This window comes from Nocardioides sp. 503 (genome assembly GCF_004522095.1).
Taxonomy (GTDB): Bacteria; Actinomycetota; Actinomycetes; order Propionibacteriales; family Nocardioidaceae; genus Nocardioides.
Map to the genome: position 1 here is coordinate 17,404 of NZ_SPUI01000008.1, position 19,694 is coordinate 37,097.

Consider the following 19,694-nt stretch of genomic DNA (forward strand, 5'->3'; position numbering starts at 1 on the left):
CCCCTATCGCCGGCCGAACACCTGCAGCTCCGCGGCGTGGACGATGGTGCCGCGGTCGGAGCCGGCCTTGCAGTCCGTGGCGTTGAGCGGGTCGGCGTCCTGCTCGCCGGCGTACCCGGCGTAGCCGGTGCACTGGTTCTCCAGGACCACCAGCCGCACGGCCGCCGCCCTCGTGGGCCGCACCTTGAACGAGCGCAGGTTGAGCGTCGGCGCCACCGGGCGCGGGCGCTGCGAGGGGAACGCGTTCGGCTTCGAGGTGTAGAAGCGCTTCCAGCGGGCCTTGGTCGTGCCGCAGCGACGCACGCACGCCTCGAGCGCGAACCGGCGCAGCGCCGTGAAGCGCGAGCCGGAGTCCGGGTCGGCCGCGAGCGGGAGCTCGGAGCCGTCGGGCGGCGACGGGTTGAGGTAGGCGCTCACCGCGACGCGGCGCAGGGTCTGCACGCGCCGCCCGGCGAGGTCGACGGTCACGGACGGCCGCGTCGCGTCGACGTTGCCCTCGGTGACCCCGCCCCAGTTGGTCAGCTCGGTGCCGTCGATGAGGGAGCCGGGGTTGAGCGAGCCCGCGGTGGAGCGGATCACCTTGGCGCCCGCGGCCCGCGCGGCGAGGTTGACGCGGTCCTTGACCCGGTAGGTGGTCCGTCCCGGGCGCACGCGCAGCACGAACCGCGTGAAGCCGCGCCTGGCGGAGACGAAGAGCATCCGGTAGCGACCGGGGGCCATCGTGACGACGTTGCGGAGCCCGGTCTTGCGCACGGTGTCGGCCACCGGGGCGACGCGGGCCTCGTAGTCGCCCACGTAGAAGCGGCCGGGGCTCTTGCTGCGCAGCGTCACCTTGCCGTTGCGCGACTTGGGGGAGGCGAAGCTCGGCTTCGGGTCCCCGGAGTCGGCGTTGGGCGTGGAGGCCTTCCGGCCCATGCCGCGCCGGGCGAAGGCGTCCCACAGCACCTTGCTGTTGGCGCCGCCGAAGCGCATGCGGTCGGCGGCGATCATGGCGTCGCGGGCGTCCAGCATCGAGGTCGCGCCCTGCTGGAGCAGGAACGAGTCGAACATCAGCTGCACCCAGCGCCGGTTGCCGGGGCACGCCTGGGCCGGCAGCGGGCTCGCCGTACGCGTGCCCTGGGCGCAGCGCAGCTGCAGCGACCTGTTGGTGACCGGGTAGCGCTTGTTCCACTTCTTCACCAGCGCCTGGCGCACCTCCCACATCGTGCCGTTCCAGATCTCGCCGTCGGCGTGCACCTCCACGCCGGTGGTGTCGAAGCCGTAGTCGGAGTAGTTGAGCGGGTTGCGGTTGATGGCGTAGTCGCGGATGGCGGTCTGCTTGTTGCCGGTGGCGTAGACGCCGACGGCCCAGATGTTGCCGCCGTTGCTGTAGCCGTGGCTGAACTGGTACTCCGCGGCCACCAGATCGCCCCAGGACTCGCCCATGGCCCCGCCCTGCTCGGAGGTGAGGCCCTCGTCGGGGCCGCCGACCATGCGGTTGCTGATGGCGTGGGTGTACTCGTGTCCCACGATCCCCATGTCCAGCCCGCCGTCGGTGCAGGGGGCGTAGAACGAGCCCGCGATCGGCTGGAAGAGGTACTGGTTGGTGATGCCGGGCACGCCATCCTGCAGCGCGATCTGGTTGGCGTTGTCGCGACCGAGGTAGGACGGCTGGCCGCCGGTCAGGGCCCCGGCCTGGGCGTTGCCGATCTCGGGGTCGCTCTCGGCCCCACCGCGCCCGGCGTTGTCGAGCTGCAGGTTGTAGTTCCGCTCGTCGAAGCCGAGGTAGTAGGAGTAGTCGTGCATCCGGTTGTGGGCGACGAACAGGTTGGTGACGCTGGCGTTGATGTCGTTGCCGCCCGGCGTCAGCTCGGCGGGGTTGCACCGGCTGTTGTTCCAGCGGTCGGTGAAGGCCTGGGTGTAGTCCTGGGTCGCCGAGACCGGCGCCTGCTCGGTGCCGCCCGGGGTCAGGGGGCTCGCCCACGCCTCGTGGGTGTTGGCGTTGTTGCCGACGGTGGACAGCGACGAGGTGCCGCTCGCGGTGAGGAAGTCCCAGGGACCGAGCGCCTGGACGTTGGCCAGCGCGCCGGTGCGCAGGGTGCAGCCCGAGCCGGCGTTCCAGCAGCCGACCACGGAGCTGCGCGGCGTGTGCCCCGCCGAGAAGTTCAGCTCCGGGTTGGACGGGAAGAAGCGCCACCGCGGGTTGGCCGTGAGGTCAGCGGCACCGGGCGCGCCCTGGTCGCTGGTGGTCACCGCGACGGCGTAGTTGCCGGGAGCGACGAACGGGACCGTGGGGGCCGCGAACGGGCAGACCTGGACCGAGTAGGTGCCGGCCGCGATCAGCGGGGCGGCGTACGTCGCCGTCTCGGGGCTGGTGCCGAGGTCGCCGGTGGCGAGCAGCACGTCGCCGGGGCCGAAGATCCGCACCTCGATGTCGTTGACCGCGTTGACCGTGGAGGCCACCGCGACGACCGACCGGGTGGCGTTGTCGGTGAGCTGGAAGGGGTGCTTGGGGCCGCACGTCGTGGCCGTGATCGCCCCGGTGAACGGGAAGAAGTCGCTGCTGTTCTCGACCTTGTTCTCGCGGTGGAGGACCTTGCCGGTCACCGCGTCGATCATCAGCGTGTAGCCCAGCGCGGGGATGCCGGCGGCGTCGACGACGTTCGACTCGAGGACCGGCCGGACGCTGCCGTCGGCCATCGCGAGGGCCCTCAGGCGCACCAGCTGCTCCTGGTCGAAGCCCGGCACCTTCAGCCGGGTCCAGCCACCGGAGACGGACTCGACGATGGCGCCGACGTCGCCGCCGGGGACCGCGCGACCCACGTCGGCCGCCGCCTTGAGCCAGCCCTGCAGCGGGCTGAGGGTCGGCGCGGGCGGCGTCCCGGTGGTGCGGGACAGGGACGAGGAGGCGTAGGCGATCGTGCGACCCGAGACGCCGACGGTGACCATGCTGGCCAGGGCGGGGGTGAGGTTCCCGAACTTCTGGCGGAACAGCACGGCGCGGGCGCCGCTCTGCGCGAGCCGCTGCTCGCCGACGACCTCGAGGGCGGAGACCTTGGCGGGGGTCAGCCCGAAGACCGCCGCGTTGCTGCTCAGCCAGGAGCGGGCCGCCTGGACCGGGTCGGACGAGGCGGCGGTGGCCAGGACGCCGTCGGCCGGCAGCAGCGAGCTCGGGGTGCCGAAGCGGTTCCAGCGCACGTCGGCGACGCCGAGGCGGGCCACGGCCCGTCGCTGAACGGCGCTCGGCAGGGCCCGGCCGCGGGCGTCGAGGTCGTCCTTGCCGGCCACCGCGTCGCCCAGGGTCCGGACCTTCGCGAGGTCCGGGCCGGAGAGGGGAGCCTGGCGCGCCTGCGCCGGAGCCGGCTCGTCGGCGACGGCGGGCAGCTGGAGGAGACCCGGGACCAGGGTGACGGTCACGAGGGCGACGGTGGCCGCGGCAGCGCGGCGGCTCCGGGAGAGGGCGGTCATGGACGGACAACGCCGGGCGCGGCGGATCGTTATGGCGGCGCGGCCCGGAACGCCCGCCTGAACGGTCCGGGGACCGGTTCTGCCGATTCTTTGGATCGTTCCACAAATCGGCGGTAGCGTCCTCCGGGTGCGCGCCATTCGACGATTCACGGTCCGTCCCGTCCTTCCTCCCGCCCTCGAGGCGCTGGGGGTGCTCGCCCTCAACCTGAGGTGGTCGTGGCACCCCGAGACCCAGGACGTCTTCGAGGAGGTGGACCCCGCGCTGTGGGAGTCCACGGGCCACGACCCGGTCGGGCTGCTCGGCGCCGTGGGCCGCACCCGGCTGGAGGAGCTGGCGGCCGACGAGGGCTTCCGCGAGCGCCTCGCGGTCGCGGCGAGCGACCTGGAGTCCTACCTCACCGGCGAGCGCTGGTACCAGCGGGTCGCGGCCCGGGCCGGCGACGGCGAGCGCGGCCCCGCCGCCATCGGCTACTTCTCGCCGGAGTTCGGCATCACCGCGGTGCTGCCCCAGTACTCCGGCGGCCTCGGCATCCTCGCCGGTGACCACCTCAAGGCCGCGAGCGACCTCGGCGTACCCATCGTGGGCGTCGGCCTGCTCTACCGCCACGGCTACTTCGAGCAGTCGCTCTCGCGCGAGGGCTGGCAGCAGGAGACCTACCCGCTCCTCGACCCCGACGGCCTGCCGATCTCGCTGCTGCGCGAGGCCGACGGGAGCCGCGCCACCATCTCGATCGCCATGCCCGGCGGGCCCGACCTCGTCGCCCGCATCTGGGTCGCGAGCGTCGGCCGCGTGCCGCTGCTGATGCTCGACACCGACGTCGAGGGCAACCCCGAGCACTACGTCGACGTCACCGACCGTCTCTACGGCGGCAACAGCGAGCACCGGCTGCGCCAGGAGATGCTCCTCGGCGTCGGTGGCGTGCGGGCGCTGCGCGCCTTCTCCCGCATCACCGGCCACCCCGTCCCCGAGGTGTTCCACACCAACGAGGGCCACGCCGGCTTCCTCGGCATCGAGCGGATCCGCGAGCTCACCGTCGCCGAGTCCGGCCCCCGCCTGGACTTCGCCACCGCGCTCGAGGTGAGCCGCGCCTCCACCGTGTTCACCACCCACACGCCGGTGCCCGCCGGCATCGACCGCTTCCCGCGCACGCTGGTGGAGCAGTACTTCGGCGAGAGCGGCGCGACGCCCGGCGTCCCGATCGAGAAGGTGCTGGCCCTCGGGACCGAGGACTACGACGGCGGCGACGCGTCGGTGTTCAACATGGCCGTCATGGGCTTCCGGCTCGCGCAGCGCGCCAACGGCGTCTCGATCCTGCACGGCGAGGTCAGCCGCGGCATGTTCAACGGCCTCTGGCCCGCCTTCGACGAGGCCGAGGTGCCGATCGGCTCGATCACCAACGGCGTGCACGCCCCGACCTGGGTGGCGCGCGAGGTCATCGGGCTCGCCGAGTCGCAGGGCGCCGACTCCGAGTCCGACGACACCGACGCGTTCTGGAGCGCCGTCGACAAGGTGCCCTCCGCGGAGGTGTGGTCGACCAAGCGCCGGCTGCGCGAGCGGCTCGTCGTCGACGCCCGCAAGCGGCTGCGCCGCTCGTGGGAGAAGCGCGGCTCGGCCAAGGCCGAGCTGGCGTGGATCGACAGCGCGCTGGACCCCGACGTCCTGACGATCGGCTTCGCGCGCCGCGTGCCGTCGTACAAGCGGCTCACGCTGATGCTGCGCGACCCGGCCCGCCTCAAGCGGCTGCTGCTCGACCCCGAGCGGCCGATCCAGCTGGTCATCGCCGGCAAGTCGCACCCCGCCGACGACGGCGGCAAGAAGCTCATCCAGGAGATGGTGCGCTTCGCCGACGACCCGGAGGTGCGCCACCGGATCGTCTTCCTGCCCAACTACGACATCGCCATGGCGCAGCCGCTCTACCCCGGCTGCGACGTGTGGCTCAACAACCCGCTGCGCCCCTACGAGGCCTGCGGCACCTCCGGCATGAAGGCCGCGCTCAACGGCGGCCTCAACCTGTCGATCCTCGACGGGTGGTGGGACGAGTGGTACGACGGCGAGAACGGCTGGGCGATCCCCTCGGCCGACGGCCTGGACGACCCCGACCGCCGCGACGACCTCGAGGCCACGGCGCTCTACGAGCTGCTCGAGAACGAGGTCGCCCCCCGCTTCTACGACGTCGACGCCGACGGCGTCCCGACCCGGTGGGTCGAGATGCTGCGCCACACGCTGAAGTCGCTCGGGTCCAAGGTGCTCGCGACCCGCATGGTCCGCGACTACACCAAGCAGCTCTACACCCCGGCCGCCACCAACGCGCGCCTGCTCAACTCCGACTACGAGGGCGCCCGCGACCTCGCGGCCTGGAAGCAGCGGGTCAAGGCCGGCTGGGCCGACGTGCGCGTGGAGTACGTCGAGAGCAGCGGCGTCGGCGACGCCCCCGAGGTCGGCGCCCACCTGGACGTGCGCGCCTTCGTCTCCCTCGGCGAGCTCTCCCCGGACGACGTCGCGGTCCAGCTGGTCCACGGCCGGACCGACGCCGACGATCGGCTCACCGACACCGTCATCGAGCCCCTGGCCGTCGCGGAGACCTACGACGGCGGCCGCTACCGCTTCGACGGCGCCGTCACCCTCGACCACAGCGGCTCCTTCGGCTACACCGTCCGCGTGATCCCGCGCAACGCCCTCCTGGCCTCCGACGCCGAGCTCGGCGTCGTCACCATGGCCTAGCCGCTGGTCCGGTTGCAGGGACGGGACGAGCCCCTTCTCGACACCGCACCATCAGTGGTTGGGGAATGACGGAGTCCCGTCTCGACACACCCGCACGCTCGCCCGGCCCGATGTGGTGACCAACTGCCGACGCTGAGGGCAGGTAGACACACCACCAGCCACGCCAGCCCCCACAGGGGGTGCCGCGCTTCGCGCGGCGCCCCAGAGTCCCCGAGGAAGCAGCCAGAGGTGCGGGGGTCTCGACGGGCGCTCGTCGCTGGCGCTCCTCGCTGCTCGACCAACAGCGGTCGTTGAGACGGGGCTTCGTCCCACCTCAACCACCGGGGCCGCGCTTACGTGCCGCGGAGGACCAGCACCGAGCGGGCGCCCAGCGTGAGGGCGTCGCCGGCCTTGACGGGGGTGCCCTGCTCGAGGTCGGGGTCGGTGGTGAGGGCGACCTCGCCGCGCTGCACCCAGTCGTTCTCGGGGAAGGTCAGGGCGACGGGCTCGGCGCCGGAGTTGAACCACAGCATGAACGAGTCGTCCACCTGCTGCTCGCCACGGGGGCCGGGGGAGCGGAGCGGGGCGCCGGAGACGAACATGCCGACCGCGGTCATGCCGGGGTCGTGCCAGTCCTCGGACGTCATCTCGCGACCGGACGGGTGCAGCCAGGCGAGGTCCTTGGGGCCCCCGTGGATGGCCGGCCGCCCCGCCAGCCAGTGCCGTTGCCGCAGCGCCGGGTGGTCGCGTCGGAGGCGCAGGGCGGTCTTGGTGACCTCGTAGACGTCCAGCCACGCGTCGTCGGGGCGCCAGTCGATCCAGGAGGTCTCGTCGTCGTGGCAGTAGGCGTTGTTGTTGCCGCCCTGCGTCCGGCCCCGCTCGTCGCCGGCGGTGATCATCGGGACGCCCGTGGACAGGCACAGCGTGGCCATCAGGTTGGCCGCCTGGCGCCGGCGCAGCGCGCGGACCTCCTCGTCGTCGGTCTCGCCCTCGACGCCGTGGTTCCACGACCGGTTGTTGTCGGTGCCGTCACGGTTGGACTCGCCGTTGGCCTCGTTGCGCTTGCGCTCGTAGGTCACCAGGTCACGGACCGTGAAGCCGTCGTGGGCGGTCACGAAGTTCACCGACGCGTACGCCGACCGTCCGTCGTCGGCGTACAGGTCCGAGGAGCCGGCCAGGCGCGTCGCCACGGTGCGGATCCCGGAGGACCGGCCGCGCCAGAAGTCACGGATCTCGTCGCGGTACTGGTCGTTCCACTCCACCCACGGCGGCGGGCACTTGCCGACCGCGTAGCCGTCCATCGAGGCGTCCCACGGCTCGGCGATCAGCTTCACGTGCCGCAGCACGGGGTCCTGGCCGATGGCGGTGAGCAGGTGGCAGCCCATGTCGACCTCGTGGTCGACCCGGGTCAGCGCGGAGAGCAGGTCGAAGCGGAAGCCGTCGACGTGCATCTCGGTGACCCAGTAGCGCAGCGAGTCGAGGATCATCCGCAGGGCGAACGGGTAGGCCGCGTCCACGGTGTTGCCGCACCCGGTCACGTCCCAGTAGGAGTCGTCCGTCGGAGCACCCGGCCGCGGGCCGACACGGGTGTAGACGGCGTCGTCGAAGCCCCGGAAGGACAGCGTCGGACCGTCCGGGCCGGCCTCGGCGGTGTGGTTGTAGACGACGTCGAGGATGACCTCGAGGCCGGCGGCGTGGAAGGAGCGCACCATCTCCTTGAACTCCGTGACCTGCTGGCCCCGGTCGCCGGCCGCGGCGTAGGCGCCGTGGGGGGCGAAGTAGCCGAGGGAGTTGTAGCCCCAGTAGTTGGTGAGCCCCCGCTGGAGCAGCGCGGGCTCGGGCACGTGCTGGTGGACCGGCAGCAGCTCGATCGCGGTGACGCCGAGGTCGCGCAGGTAGTCGACGACCGCGGGGGAGCCGAGGCCGGCGTAGGTCCCGCGCAGCTCGCGCGGCACCCGGTCGTGCAGGCGCGTCATGCCGACGACGTGCGCCTCGTAGATGACCGTCTCCCGCCACCGGTGCCGCGGCGCGGCGTCGTCGCCCCAGTCGAAGTCGTCGACGACCACCACACTGCGCGGCACGTACGGCGCGGAGTCGGCGGCGCTGCGCTGCTGGACCCCGTCGGCGTCCAGGGTGAAGCCGTAGATCGCCGGGTCCAGGGTCAGCCCGCCGCTCACCGCCCGGGCGAATGGGTCGAGCAGCAGCTTCTCGACGTTGAACCGGAGCCCGGCCGCGGGCTCCCACGGGCCGTCGACCCGGTAGCCGTAGAGGGTGCCGACGCCGATCCCGGGGACCGCCCCGTGCCAGATGCCGAGGGACTGCTCGGTGAGCTGGTGGCGGCGCTCGCCGCCCTCGTCGTCGAAGACGCAGACCCAGACGGCCTCGGCGCGGGGCGCGTGCACGGCGAAGTTGGTGGACTCGGGGGACCAGGTCGCCCCGAGCGGGTAGTGGCGCCCCGGCCAGACGGGCGCACGGTCACCGAGGTTGCGCCACAGGCCAGGAGTCACTCGATCCATTGTGGCCCATGGCTCGGTCCCGGGTCCCCGGAACCCGGCTCCGGATGGCAGGCTCGGGTCACGCTCCTTCGACGGAGCGAGGACCACCGACACAAGGAGTCGTCAGATGGGAGTTGCCAGATGTCTGAGTTCGTGACGCTCGAGGTCGCCGACGGTGTGGGCACGATCCGGCTGGACCGGCCGAAGATGAACGCCATCAGCATCCAGGTCCAGACCGAGCTGCGCGCCGCCGCCCAGGAGGCGACCGACCGCGACGACGTCAGGGCCGTCGTCGTCCACGGCGGGGAGCGGGTCTTCGCGGCCGGCAACGACGTCAAGGAGATGGCCGAGCTCTCCTCGGCTGACATGATGCGGATCTCGGGCTCGATCCAGTCGGCCGTCAACGCCGTCGCGGCGATCCCGAAGCCGGTCGTGGCAGCCATCAACGGCTACGCCCTCGGCGGCGGCTGCGAGCTCGCGCTGGCCGCGGACTTCCGGATCGCGGCCGACGACGCCACCCTGGGCCAGCCGGAGGTGCTGCTCGGCATCATCCCCGGCGCCGGCGGCACCCAGCGCCTCAGCCGGCTGGTCGGCCCGAGCCGCGCCAAGGACCTGATCTTCACCGGCCGGTTCGTCAAGGCCGACGAGGCGCTCGCCATCGGGCTGGTGGACCGGCTGGTCCCCGCGGTCTCCGTCTACGACGAGGCGGTCGCCTGGGCCGGGCAGTTCTCCGGGGCCGCCGCGCTGGCCCTGCGCGCCGCCAAGGAGAGCATCGACCGGGGCCTCGAGGTCGATCTGGCCACCGGCCTGGAGATCGAGCGCATCCAGTTCACAGGGCTGTTCGCCACCGAGGACCGCACGACCGGTATGCAATCCTTCGTCACCAACGGACCGGGCAAGGCTGAGTTCAAGGGGCGGTAGCGACATGGCTGAGGGCAGGACGAGCGGCGCCAGGATGCGGGTCACGGCGGCGCGGCTGCTGTGGGCGCTGTTCGTGCTCGCGGCCTCGGTGCTCGCCGCCGCCGCGCTGCTGATCGCGCTCGACGCGGAGCGGAGCAACCCGCTGGTCGAGCTCGTCCTGGACCTCGCCGACGCCGTCGACCTGGGCGTCTTCGACCTCGACAACCCGATCAAGCGCTTCACCGGGGAGAACGGCGAGACCACCACCGCGCTGTTCAACTACGGCATCGGCGCCGTCGTCTACCTCGTCGTCGGGCGCGTGGTCGACCGTCTGGTGCGTCCCTGACCCACGTCCGCAGCGGTGGGTGACCCATCGCACCGTGTGACGTAGTCGACCGCGGACCGCTGTTCCGCCCGCTTGTGACTCGGCGGTAGCCTGCCCAAGCCAGCAGTCCTGGCAGTCAGGCCACACCTTGACCTCACGAGTGCATCAGGAGGGGCCGTCCCGGCCACACCACCATGAACATTGTCGTCTGTGTGAAGCACGTCCCCGACGCGACCGGTGACCGCCGGTTCGAGTCGGACAACACCGTGGACCGCGTCGGCGTCGACGGGCTCCTCTCGGAGCTCGACGAGTACGCCGTCGAGCAGGCCCTCCAGATCAAGGAGAAGTCCGGCAGCCCGGAGGAGACCAAGGTGATCGCGCTCACCGTCGGTCCCGCGAAGGCCGTCGACGCCGTGCGCAAGGCCCTCCAGATGGGCGCCGACGAGGGGGTGCACATCACCGACGACGCGATCGCCGGCTCCGACTACATCGCCACGTCGCTGGTCCTGGCCAAGGCGATCGAGAAGATCAACCAGGACAAGGGCCAGGCCGACCTCGTGGTCTGCGGGATGGCCAGCACCGACGCGTCGGGCAGCGTCGTCCCGGCGATGCTCGCCGAGCGGCTGGGCCTGCCCCAGGTCACGTTCGCCTCGGTGATCGAGACCCAGGGCGACCAGGTCCGCATCAAGCGCGACGGCGACACGGCCACCGAGGTCATCGGCGGCACCATGCCGCTGGTCCTCTCGGTCACCGACCAGACCGGCGAGGCCCGCTACCCGTCGTTCAAGGGGATCATGGCCGCCAAGAAGAAGCCGCTCGACACCTGGTCGCTGAGCGACCTGGGCGTCGACGCCGGCGAGGTCGGCCTGTCGGTCGCCTGGTCCGAGGTGGAGGACACCACGGAGCGCCCGCCGCGCACGGCCGGCGAGATCGTCAAGGACGAGGACGGGTCCGGCGCCGGTGCGCTGACCGACTTCCTCGCCTCCAAGAAGTTCATCTGAGGACGGGGAGCCAACATGTCTGAGGTCCTGGTTGTCGTCGACCACGTCGACGGCGCGATCCGCAAGCCCACGCTCGAGCTGCTGGCCCTGGCCAAGCGCCTCGGCGAGCCCGCCGCCGTGTTCTTCGGCGGCTCCGACAAGGCCGGCGAGGTCGCGGAGAAGCTCAAGGCGTTCGGCGCCGAGAAGATCTACGTCGTCGACGACGCCGAGATCAAGGGCTACCTCGTGGCCCCCAAGGCCGAGGCGCTCCAGCAGCTGGTGGAGAAGGCGTCGCCGGCCGCGGTGCTCTTCGTCTCCGGCTACGAGGGCAAGGAGGTCGCCGCCCGCTTGGCCATCAAGATCGAGTCCGGCCTGATCACCGACGCCGTCGACGTCGAGGAGGGGCCGGTCACGACGCAGTCCGTCTTCGCCGGCAACTACACGGTCAAGGCGAAGGTCACCAAGGGCACCCCGATCATCACGGTCAAGCCCAACTCGACCGCCCCGGTCGAGGAGGCCGGCGCCGGGGTGGTCGAGGAGTTCGCCGCGACCATCTCCGACGGTGCGAAGACCGCCCAGATCGTGGCCCAGCAGCCGCGCAAGGCCTCGGGTCGCCCCGAGCTCACCGAGGCCGCGATCGTGGTCTCCGGTGGCCGTGGCACCGGTGGCAACTTCGAGCCGATCGAGGGTCTCGCCGACGCGCTCGGCGCGGCGGTGGGTGCCTCGCGCGCCGCGGTCGACTCGGGCTGGATGCCGCACACCTTCCAGGTGGGCCAGACCGGCAAGACCGTCTCCCCGCAGCTCTACGTCGCCAACGGCATCTCCGGCGCCATCCAGCACCGCGCCGGCATGCAGACCTCGAAGACCATCGTGGCCGTCAACAAGGACGACGAGGCCCCGATCTTCGAGCTGGTCGACTTCGGCGTCGTGGGTGACCTGCACTCGGTCCTGCCCGCCGCGACCGAGAAGATCAACGAGCGCAAGAGCTGACCGCTCGCACCGCCGCTCCACCCGCTGACCCGTCACCTGCTGGCGGGTCAGCGGTCATTTCGGCTGTCCGTGGTTGAGCCGGGCGGTGTCGAGTCTCGCCTCACTCGCACCTCGACCACCGGGGAGCGCGGGATCACTACCCTGGGGCCATGAGCACCGAGCAGGACGTCCTGGCCGTCGCCGCGCGCGCACGGGAGGCCAGCTACGCGTTGGCCCAGGCGACGCGGGCCGACAAGGACCGCGCCCTGCACGCCATGGCCGACGCCCTCCTGGCGCGGGGCGAGGAGATCCTCGCGGCCAACGCCGAGGACGTCGAGCGCGCGGAGGCCGACGGGACGCCGGCCAACATCGTCGACCGGCTGCGGCTCACGCCGGAGCGGCTCGACGGCATGGCGCAGGGCCTGCGCGACGTCGCCGGGCTGCCGGACCCGGTGGGCGAGGTGGTGCGGGGGAGCACCCTGGCCAACGGCCTGGAGCTGCGGCAGGTGCGGGTGCCGTTCGGCGTGGTCGGGATGATCTACGAGGCGCGCCCCAACGTCACGGCCGACGCGGCCGGCATCTGCCTCAAGTCCGGCAACGCCGTCCTGCTGCGCGGCAGCTCGAGCGCCCGCTCGAGCAACGCCGCCATCGTGGCGGTGCTGCGCGACGCAGCCGAGGCGGCCGGCCTGGACGCGGACGCCGTCCAGCTGGTCCCGGGCGACACGCGCGACAGCGTCAAGGCGCTCATGCGCGCCCGTGGGTACGTCGACGTGCTGATCCCACGCGGCGGCGCGGGTCTCATCCGCTCGGTCGTCGAGGAGTCGACCGTGCCCGTCATCGAGACCGGCGTCGGCAACTGCCACGTCTACGTCGACCGCGCCGCCGACCTGGACAAGGCGCTGGCGATCGTGCTCAACGCCAAGACCCATCGCACCAGCGTGTGCAACGCGGCCGAGTCGCTGCTGGTGCACGCCGACGTGGCCGAGGAGTTCCTGCCGCGGGTCACGGCCGCCCTGCAGGAGGCCGGGGTGACCGTGCACGGCGACCCGTCCTTCCAGGCGCTGGACGGCGTCCTGGCGGCGACCGACGAGGACCACGGGCAGGAGTACCTCTCGCTGGACATCTCCGCCGCCGTCGTACCCGACCTCGACGCGGCGCTCGCCCACATCCGGCGCTTCTCCAGCCAGCACAGCGACGCGATCGTGACCGAGGACCAGACCGCGGCCCGCCGCTTCGTCGCCGCGGTCGACTCCGCCGCCGTGCTGGTCAACGCCTCGACGAGGTTCACCGACGGCGGCGAGCTCGGCTTCGGCGCGGAGATCGGGATCAGCACGCAGAAGCTCCACGCGCGCGGTCCGATGGGCCTGCCGGAGATGACCTCGACCAAGTACGTCGTCACCGGGGACGGCCACGTGCGCTGACTCGGACCCTCGGCGCGATAGCGTTTCCCGCATGCCCGCGACCGACGCGTCCGTGTACGCCGATCCGGCAGCCGAGAGGTTGTTCACGGGCGCCACGGTCATCACCTTCGTCCGGACCCTCGTCTCCCTGGGTCTCTGCCTCGCCGCCGCGAGGGACGAGGACCTCACGATGCTCGTCATCGGCCTGGCCGTCTACTGGGTCGGGGACATGGCCGACGGCGGCTACGCCCGGCTGCGCGACTGCGAGACCCGCATCGGCGGGGTCATCGACATCATGTGCGACCGCATCAACTGCGCGGGCTTCTACATCGGCCTGGTCTGGATCGAGCCGGACCTGGCGCTGCCGGTGGCGGTCTACCTCTTCAACTTCATGGTCATCGACATGTTCCTGTCGCTGGCCTTCCTCGCCTGGCCCATCCGCAGCCCCAACTACTTCTACGTCGTCGATCGCCGCATCTACGTGTGGAACTGGTCGAAGCCGGCCAAGGCGGTCAACTCCTCGCTCTTCGCCGTCCTGCTCCTCGTGCTGCGCGACTGGAACGTCGACGTCGCGTTCGCGGTCGGGCTGAGCATCGCCCTGGCGCTGGTCGTGCTCAAGTGCGTCTCCCTCCGGTGGCTCTTCCAGCTGGGGCTGCCGGTGCCGGAGCGCCTCCCGGCATGAGCCTCTACCTCTGGACCTTCGGCGTCAGCATCGCCTCCGCGCTGTTCCCGCTGATCAACATGGAGGTCATCCTCGGCGGGACGGCGGCCACGGTCGGCGACGGGCACGCGCTGGCGCTCGCCGCCGTCGCGGGCGGGGGCCAGACCGTCGGCAAGATCGTCTGGTACGAGCTGACCCGCCGCAGCTTCGACACCGAGTGGGTGCAGAAGCGGCTCTCGGGACCCAAGGTGAGCGCGAGCTACCAGCGGTGGCAGCAGCGCATCGACGGGCGGCCGTGGTTCGGCGGCACGATCATGCTGGTCTCGTCGTTCGCGGGGGTGCCGCCTCTGCTGGTCATGGCTGCGGTGGCCGGGGCGCTGAAGATGCGGATGTACGTCTTCCTGCCCACCATCTTCGTGGGGCGCAGCCTGCGCTTCTGGGTCGTCCTCGCCGGAGTCGAGTCGCTGCTCGGGTGAGCGTCCCGATAGGCTGCCCCCATGTCGTTGAGCGAGATCACGCTGTCCCTGAGCCGGGCCGCCGAGGAGCACCACGAGCAGGTCATCAACCCGTGGTGGGTGGGCCTGATCGCGATCGCCATCCTCCTGGGGATGCTCGGTGCCCTGGTCGGCTTCGGCGGAGGACGCGAGCACAGCTGAGCATGGCCCACGACGAGTGCCGGCCATGACGGACGCCGTACGACGCCGGGTCGGCGTCATGGGTGGCACGTTCGACCCCATCCACCACGGCCACCTCGTGGCCGCCGCCGAGGTGCAGGCGTGGTTCGGCCTCGACGAGGTGGTGTTCGTCCCGACCGGCCGACCGTGGCAGAAGTCCGACCGCCAGGTGTCCACCCCCGAGCACCGCTACCTGATGACGGTCATCGCGACCGCCGCCAACCCGGGGTTCACGGTCTCGCGCGTCGACGTCGACCGCGAGGGACCGACGTACACGATCGACACGCTGCGCGACCTCAGCGCGGCGATGCCGGACGCCGACCTCTACTTCATCACCGGCGCCGACGCGCTCACCGACATCTTCGGCTGGCGTGACGCCGACGAGCTCTTCTCGCTGGCCCACTTCGTCGGCTGCACCCGGCCCGGCTACGACATGGACCCCGACGTGCTGGGCTCGATCCCCTCGGCCCGGGTCACCATGGTGGAGATCCCGGCGCTGGCCATCTCCTCCACCGACTGCCGTGAGCGCCAGCGCCGCGGGCAGCCCGTCTGGTACCTCGTGCCCGACGGTGTGGTGCAGTACATCCAGAAGCACCGCCTCTACCCCCCAGCAACCCCCGCAACAGCATCGGACAACTCATGACTGCCACCGACCACGCCGTGGAGCTCGTCGTCGCCGCCGCCCGCGCGGCCTCCGACAAGCTCGCCACGCAGATCGTCGCCTTCGACGTCAGCGAACAGCTCGCCATCACCGACGCGTTCGTGATCGCCTCGGGCTCCAACGACCGCCAGGTCAAGTCGATCGTCGACGAGGTGGAGGACAAGCTGCGCGAGGCCGGCGCCAAGCCGATCCGCCGCGAGGGCCACCGCGAGGGACGCTGGGTGCTGCTCGACTACGGCGAGATCGTGGTCCACGTGCAGCACGAGGAGGAGCGCCAGTTCTACGCCCTCGAGCGGCTCTGGCGCGACTGCCCGGCCATCGAGCTGCCTGCCGACGTCCTGGGCCCTCCCGCCCCGCCCGCCGGTGCCTGAGAGCGCCTCCCGCACCCTCGTCCTGCTCCGCCACGGCCGCACCGCCTGGAACCACGCCCTGCGCGTCCAGGGCCAGACCGACGTCGAGCTCGACGACGTGGGTCGCGCGCAGGCCACGGCGGCCGCCGCGGTGGTCGCGAAGCTCGGCCCCCGCCTGCTGTGGTCCTCGGACCTGCTGCGCGCCCGCGTCACCGCGGACGCCGTCGCGGACGCGACCGGCCTGACGGCGACGTACGACGAGCGCCTGCGGGAGTTCCACCTGGGGGAGCGCCAGGGCCTCACGCACGAGGAGTACGCCGCCCTGGACCCCGAGGGCTTCACGGAGTTCCGCAGCGGCCGCTACGACGCCGCGCCCGGCGCCGAGCCGACCGACGTCGTACGCCGCCGGATGAGCGCGGTCCTGCACGAGCTGCTCGCCGCGCTCGGTCCGGGCGAGACCGGCGTCGCCGTGTCCCACGGCGCGGCGATCCGGGTCGCGACCGGTGCGATGCTCGGCTGGCCCGACGAGCAGTTCCACACGCTGCGCGGGCTGGCCAACTGCGGCTGGGTGGTCCTGGAGGAGCACCCCCACGACGGCGGCCTGCGCCTGGGCGCCTACAACCGCACGGGGTGACCCCCGATTTTCCTCTCGGGTGCGGGGTTGGCTAGTATTCCGCGAGTTGCCTGAAGCACGGGGCAGCGGTTCGGGGCTGTGGCGCAGCTGGTAGCGCATCTGCATGGCATGCAGAGGGTCAGGGGTTCGAGTCCCCTCAGCTCCACCGGACGATCTCCTCCGAGATCACGACGAACGGCAGGCCCCGAGGGGCCTGCCGTCGTCGTTTGCGCAGCCGCACCGCGCGTGGGGTGGTGCTGGGTAGGTCGTGCCTAGTCGGTGGCGCCGAAGCGGCGCATCAGGGCCGTGACGCTCGCGAGCACGATGACACACGCGCCGTAGACGTAGGTCGTCTCGGCCAGGCCGAGGTGGGGCGAGGCGATGCCGGCGGCGACCGCGGGCACGCCGAACGCGAGGTAGCAGACCACGAACACGGAGGCGAAGAGCTCGCCCCGCTCGTGCGGGGCCGCGGCGGGGGTGATGGAGCGCATGATGCCCATGAACGTCAGCCCGAAGCCGGTCCCCGCGACCACGGCGGCGGCGATGAACCCCCAGAACGAGCCGAGCGCCAGCGCGAGCAGGGTCAGGGCCGTGCCCACCGCGAGCGAGGTCGTGCCGGTGATCGTGAGGCGCCGCGACGTCTGGTGGCGCCCGACGAAGCAGGCGAGCGCGCCGACCCCGGCCAGGGTCGTCACGACGAGCCCCTGCTCGACGTGGCGGTCGCCGCCGAGCTCGGTCGCGACCAGCGGGGCGCCCAGCGAGAGGTAGAGCCCGCCACTGGCCCAGCCGGCGAAGAGCGCCGGCGCGCTGCGCAGGAACGGCGCCCGCGCGGCCTGGGGCACGCCGACGCGCGGGACGAGCGAGCGGAGCACGCCGTCGTGGCGGGGCGAGGTCTCGGGCAGCAGCCACACGGCCGCGGCGACGACGAGGTAGACCACGGTGAGGGTGCTGAACACGTCGGTGAGCGCCGAGGAGGTCCAGTCGAGGATCGCCCCGGCCACCAGCGCGCCCGCCGCGAGCCCCACCAGCGGGCTGATGCTGTTGAGCGTCGCGGCCGAGCCGGGGCGGTGCGCCGGCTCGAGGTCGACCACCGTGGCCGACAGGGAGGACACCAGGAGGCCGGTGGCGGCCCCCTGCGCGATGCGTGCCGCCACCAGGACGCCGACGGAGTCGGCGTGCCAGAAGGCGACCATGCTGACCGCGAGCACCACGAACCCGGCCGAGACGACCGGCCGGCGGCCGAGGTGGTCGGAGATGGAGCCCGTGAGGAGCAGCGTCACGAGCAGCGCGACGGCGTACACGGCGAAGATGCCGGTCATGGCCGCGGCCGAGAAGCCGAGCTGCTGCTGGAGCACGGGGTAGAACGGCGACGGCGCGCTGGCGCCGGCCATCATGGCCACGACGGCCGCGACGACCAGCGCGAATCCGGGGCTGCTGGTCCTGCTGCGCTGCGCTGCGGGGGCGGCGGTGACGGTCATGGTGGTCCTTCGACAGGTGTGAGTTCGAAATTATTGGAACTCTGCTCACTTTACGGAAGTCTCAGGATTGTTCAAGTATTATCGAACCATGGCCTCCGTCACGTCCCTCCCGCACCCGGAGATGTCCGAGGTGCGCCTGACCGACGTCCTGTTCGCGCTCAGCGACCCGGCGCGGCTCGAGATCGTGCGCGAGCTGGCCGGCGGGCCGCTGAGCATGGCCGAGTGCGGCACGTTCAACCCCGCGCTGCCCAAGTCGACCAAGTCCCACCTCTTCAAGGTGCTGCGCGAGGCCGGCGTCGTACGCAACGAGCCCCAGGGCCGCGGCCGCGTCCTCCACCTGCGCCGCGACGAGCTCGACCGCGCGTTCCCCGGGCTCCTGGACTCGGTCCTCGCCGCGGAGTAGCGCTTCGCGCGCTGCGTGAGTTTCACCGGGTACCCGGTGAAACTCATGCTTCCCGTATGAAGCTTCATGACGGAAGCATGAGTTTCGGCAGGGCGGTGGTGCCTGCGGGGCTGATGGTGCGGCTTCGTTCCGGTCGTCGGGTGGGCGCTTGGCGCGGCGGCAGTTTCCCCAAGGTATGTCCCTGGAGCGTCACTTCCCTCGCGTTGCACACCGAGGGAAGTGACAGCTTCCCTGCATACCTTGGGGAAACGTCACCGCGTCAGCGCGAACGCCGACTCCCGTCGTCCTGGTACTCGATCCCGCCCATGTCGACGGTGCGGCGCGCGTTGGCGAGGGCGGTGACGACGGCGGTGCCGAGGGGGCCGAGGCGGTCGAAGACGGCCACGGTGCCGACCGCGATGCCGTCGCTCTCGACCCGGTCGACGGCGGCGAGGCCGATCTCGACGCCGTCGGGGCGGCGGGCCAGGGTGAGGGTGATGTCGGTGTTGATGTGCTGGACGCCGCCGCTGCCCCAGTTGGTGACCAGGCTGGCACCGTCGGCCACGGCGGCCGCGGCCTGGAACGGCGTGACCGCCTCGCCGGCGACGATCGGGATCGCGGAGTTCCACGACCGCTTGCGCGAGCCGTTCTGGTGGTCGCCGAACTGCTGGGACCAGCCGGCCGCCTCGCTGTGGAAGAACGGCACGTGCGGTACGTCGGTCGGCGGCGCCACGTCCTCGGGTGGCGGCACGGGCCGGTCCTCGGGGCTCCACACCTCGCCGTCCGGGTCGGCGGACGGGGCGAGGAAGACGGCGCTCGCGCGCGCGACGGGAGCTCCGCCCTGGGTGAGGACGGCGTCGACCAGGCAGATGCGGCGGCCCTCGCGCACCACCGTGGTGCTCGTCTCGCACGGGTCCATCGTCGCGGGGCGGAACAGGTCGACGGTCAGCCGCGCGGGGCGGAGGTCGGCGCGGCCGAGGTCGGCCACACCCGCCTCGAGCGCTCGGGCCAGCGCCCCGCTGACGGCCACCCCGTGCATCTGGTTGGCGTCCCACATGCTCTGGGCCATCTCGGTGGGGACGAGCGTCGCGCCGTCCGCGCGGAAGAAGGAGAGATCCACGAGGGGAGGCTAGGGGGCGCGCCCGGCGCCGTCCCCACCGGTCCGGGCATGGAGGACATGCCGGATCCGGACAGGCTCGATCGCTGACACCGCCGCGAGGGGTCCTTACGTTGCTGGGAGGTGGGGGACCGATGCAGGTCCGACAGCAGGAGAGAGGCAGACCATGCGAGTAGTCATGCTCGGAGCAGTGGCGGCGTTGGCCGTCGGGCTCCCGCTCGGCGTCGCCGCCGAGGCCGCGGCCCCGAAGGCCAAGGTCACCGTCACCATCAAGTCCGAGGGCACCGATATGTTCGGCACGGTGTCGAGCCCCAAGCCCCGCCGGTGCGCCGCCGACCGCACGGTCAAGGTGTTCAAGATGGTGGCCGGCGAGCCGCACCTGTGGGTCACGGACACCACCGACAAGCAGGGCGGGACGTACGTGTGGTCCACCGGCAACACCGGCACGGAGGGGCGCTTCTACGCCGTCGTGCCCGGCAAGGCCGGCTGTCGACGCGACGTGAGCCCGACGATCCGGGTGCGCCGCAACCCCTGATTTGAC

General features: G+C 71.9%; 18 protein-coding genes and 1 tRNA gene. 15 read left to right on the forward strand and 4 right to left on the reverse strand.

The window, feature by feature from the left end; genetic code table 11:
- Positions 1-3 precede the first annotated feature (3 nt).
- Positions 4-3,447, reverse strand: a complete 3,444-nt coding sequence (locus tag E4622_RS19350) for a M36 family metallopeptidase (protein ID WP_134741783.1) — start codon at positions 3,445-3,447, stop codon at positions 4-6.
- A gap of 127 nt (positions 3,448-3,574) precedes the next feature.
- Here E4622_RS19350 and glgP point away from each other — a divergent pair, with 127 nt between their 5' ends.
- The gene (glgP, locus tag E4622_RS19355; RefSeq protein ID WP_134741784.1) at positions 3,575-6,169 is read left to right on the forward strand and encodes an alpha-glucan family phosphorylase; all 2,595 of its coding nucleotides are present in this window, start codon (positions 3,575-3,577) and stop codon (positions 6,167-6,169) included.
- Between the two features lie 332 nt (positions 6,170-6,501).
- Here the strand turns inward: glgP and glgX are convergent, their stop codons facing one another.
- Positions 6,502-8,655, reverse strand: a complete 2,154-nt coding sequence (glgX, locus tag E4622_RS19360; RefSeq protein WP_134741785.1) for a glycogen debranching protein GlgX — start codon at positions 8,653-8,655, stop codon at positions 6,502-6,504.
- Positions 8,656-8,784: 129 nt separating this feature from the next.
- On the opposite strand from glgX, the gene E4622_RS19365 reads away from it, so the two are divergent.
- From E4622_RS19365 to E4622_RS19415, 12 genes are all read left to right on the forward strand, one after another.
- Complete coding sequence (locus E4622_RS19365) at positions 8,785-9,564, forward strand: enoyl-CoA hydratase-related protein (protein WP_134741786.1); 780 nt, start codon at positions 8,785-8,787, stop codon at positions 9,562-9,564.
- 4 nt (positions 9,565-9,568) lie between these two features.
- Positions 9,569-9,889 (forward strand): hypothetical protein, encoded by a 321-nt coding sequence (locus E4622_RS19370; RefSeq protein ID WP_134741787.1) that lies wholly within the window; start codon positions 9,569-9,571, stop codon positions 9,887-9,889.
- Positions 9,890-10,080: 191 nt separating this feature from the next.
- Positions 10,081-10,869 carry an electron transfer flavoprotein subunit beta/FixA family protein gene (locus E4622_RS19375; RefSeq protein WP_245156116.1) on the forward strand — a complete coding sequence of 263 codons (789 nt, stop codon included), beginning with the start codon at positions 10,081-10,083 and terminating at the stop codon, positions 10,867-10,869.
- A 15-nt stretch (positions 10,870-10,884) separates the two neighbouring features.
- On the forward strand, positions 10,885-11,838 hold the full coding sequence (locus tag E4622_RS19380) for an electron transfer flavoprotein subunit alpha/FixB family protein (protein ID WP_134741789.1): 954 nt from the start codon (positions 10,885-10,887) through the stop codon (positions 11,836-11,838).
- 149 nt (positions 11,839-11,987) lie between these two features.
- Complete coding sequence (locus tag E4622_RS19385; RefSeq protein ID WP_134741790.1) at positions 11,988-13,238, forward strand: glutamate-5-semialdehyde dehydrogenase; 1,251 nt, start codon at positions 11,988-11,990, stop codon at positions 13,236-13,238.
- A gap of 31 nt (positions 13,239-13,269) precedes the next feature.
- Positions 13,270-13,899 carry a CDP-alcohol phosphatidyltransferase family protein gene (locus tag E4622_RS19390; RefSeq protein WP_134741791.1) on the forward strand — a complete coding sequence of 210 codons (630 nt, stop codon included), beginning with the start codon at positions 13,270-13,272 and terminating at the stop codon, positions 13,897-13,899.
- Positions 13,896-14,354, forward strand: a complete 459-nt coding sequence (locus E4622_RS19395; RefSeq protein WP_134741792.1) for a hypothetical protein — start codon at positions 13,896-13,898, stop codon at positions 14,352-14,354. The genes E4622_RS19390 and E4622_RS19395 overlap by 4 nt, the downstream gene beginning before the upstream one ends.
- 21 nt (positions 14,355-14,375) lie before the next feature.
- A complete protein-coding gene (locus tag E4622_RS22920) occupies positions 14,376-14,534 on the forward strand; it encodes a hypothetical protein (protein WP_167736160.1) in 159 nt (52 codons plus the stop codon).
- A gap of 25 nt (positions 14,535-14,559) precedes the next feature.
- The gene (gene nadD, locus E4622_RS19400; RefSeq protein WP_134741793.1) at positions 14,560-15,195 is read left to right on the forward strand and encodes a nicotinate-nucleotide adenylyltransferase; all 636 of its coding nucleotides are present in this window, start codon (positions 14,560-14,562) and stop codon (positions 15,193-15,195) included.
- Complete coding sequence (gene rsfS / locus E4622_RS19405; RefSeq protein ID WP_134741794.1) at positions 15,192-15,584, forward strand: ribosome silencing factor; 393 nt, start codon at positions 15,192-15,194, stop codon at positions 15,582-15,584. Before nadD ends, rsfS begins: the two co-directional genes overlap by 4 nt.
- Positions 15,577-16,197: a histidine phosphatase family protein gene (locus tag E4622_RS19410; RefSeq protein WP_209022020.1), complete on the forward strand. Its 621-nt coding sequence runs from the start codon at positions 15,577-15,579 to the stop codon at positions 16,195-16,197. The genes rsfS and E4622_RS19410 overlap by 8 nt, the downstream gene beginning before the upstream one ends.
- 72 nt (positions 16,198-16,269) lie before the next feature.
- Positions 16,270-16,342: transfer RNA gene (locus E4622_RS19415), tRNA-Ala, on the forward strand.
- 106 nt (positions 16,343-16,448) lie between these two features.
- Here E4622_RS19415 and E4622_RS19420 read toward each other — a convergent pair.
- A complete protein-coding gene (locus E4622_RS19420; protein ID WP_134741796.1) occupies positions 16,449-17,654 on the reverse strand; it encodes an MFS transporter in 1,206 nt (401 codons plus the stop codon).
- Positions 17,655-17,742: 88 nt separating this feature from the next.
- Here E4622_RS19420 and E4622_RS19425 point away from each other — a divergent pair, with 88 nt between their 5' ends.
- Positions 17,743-18,057 (forward strand): helix-turn-helix domain-containing protein, encoded by a 315-nt coding sequence (locus tag E4622_RS19425; RefSeq protein ID WP_134741797.1) that lies wholly within the window; start codon positions 17,743-17,745, stop codon positions 18,055-18,057.
- A gap of 259 nt (positions 18,058-18,316) precedes the next feature.
- Here E4622_RS19425 and E4622_RS19430 read toward each other — a convergent pair whose 3' ends face one another.
- Positions 18,317-19,156, reverse strand: a complete 840-nt coding sequence (locus tag E4622_RS19430; protein ID WP_134741798.1) for an acyl-CoA thioesterase domain-containing protein — start codon at positions 19,154-19,156, stop codon at positions 18,317-18,319.
- Between the two features lie 163 nt (positions 19,157-19,319).
- Between E4622_RS19430 and E4622_RS19435 the strand changes: the two genes are divergently transcribed.
- On the forward strand, positions 19,320-19,688 hold the full coding sequence (locus E4622_RS19435; RefSeq protein WP_134741799.1) for a hypothetical protein: 369 nt from the start codon (positions 19,320-19,322) through the stop codon (positions 19,686-19,688).
- The last annotated feature ends 6 nt before the right edge of the window (positions 19,689-19,694 follow it).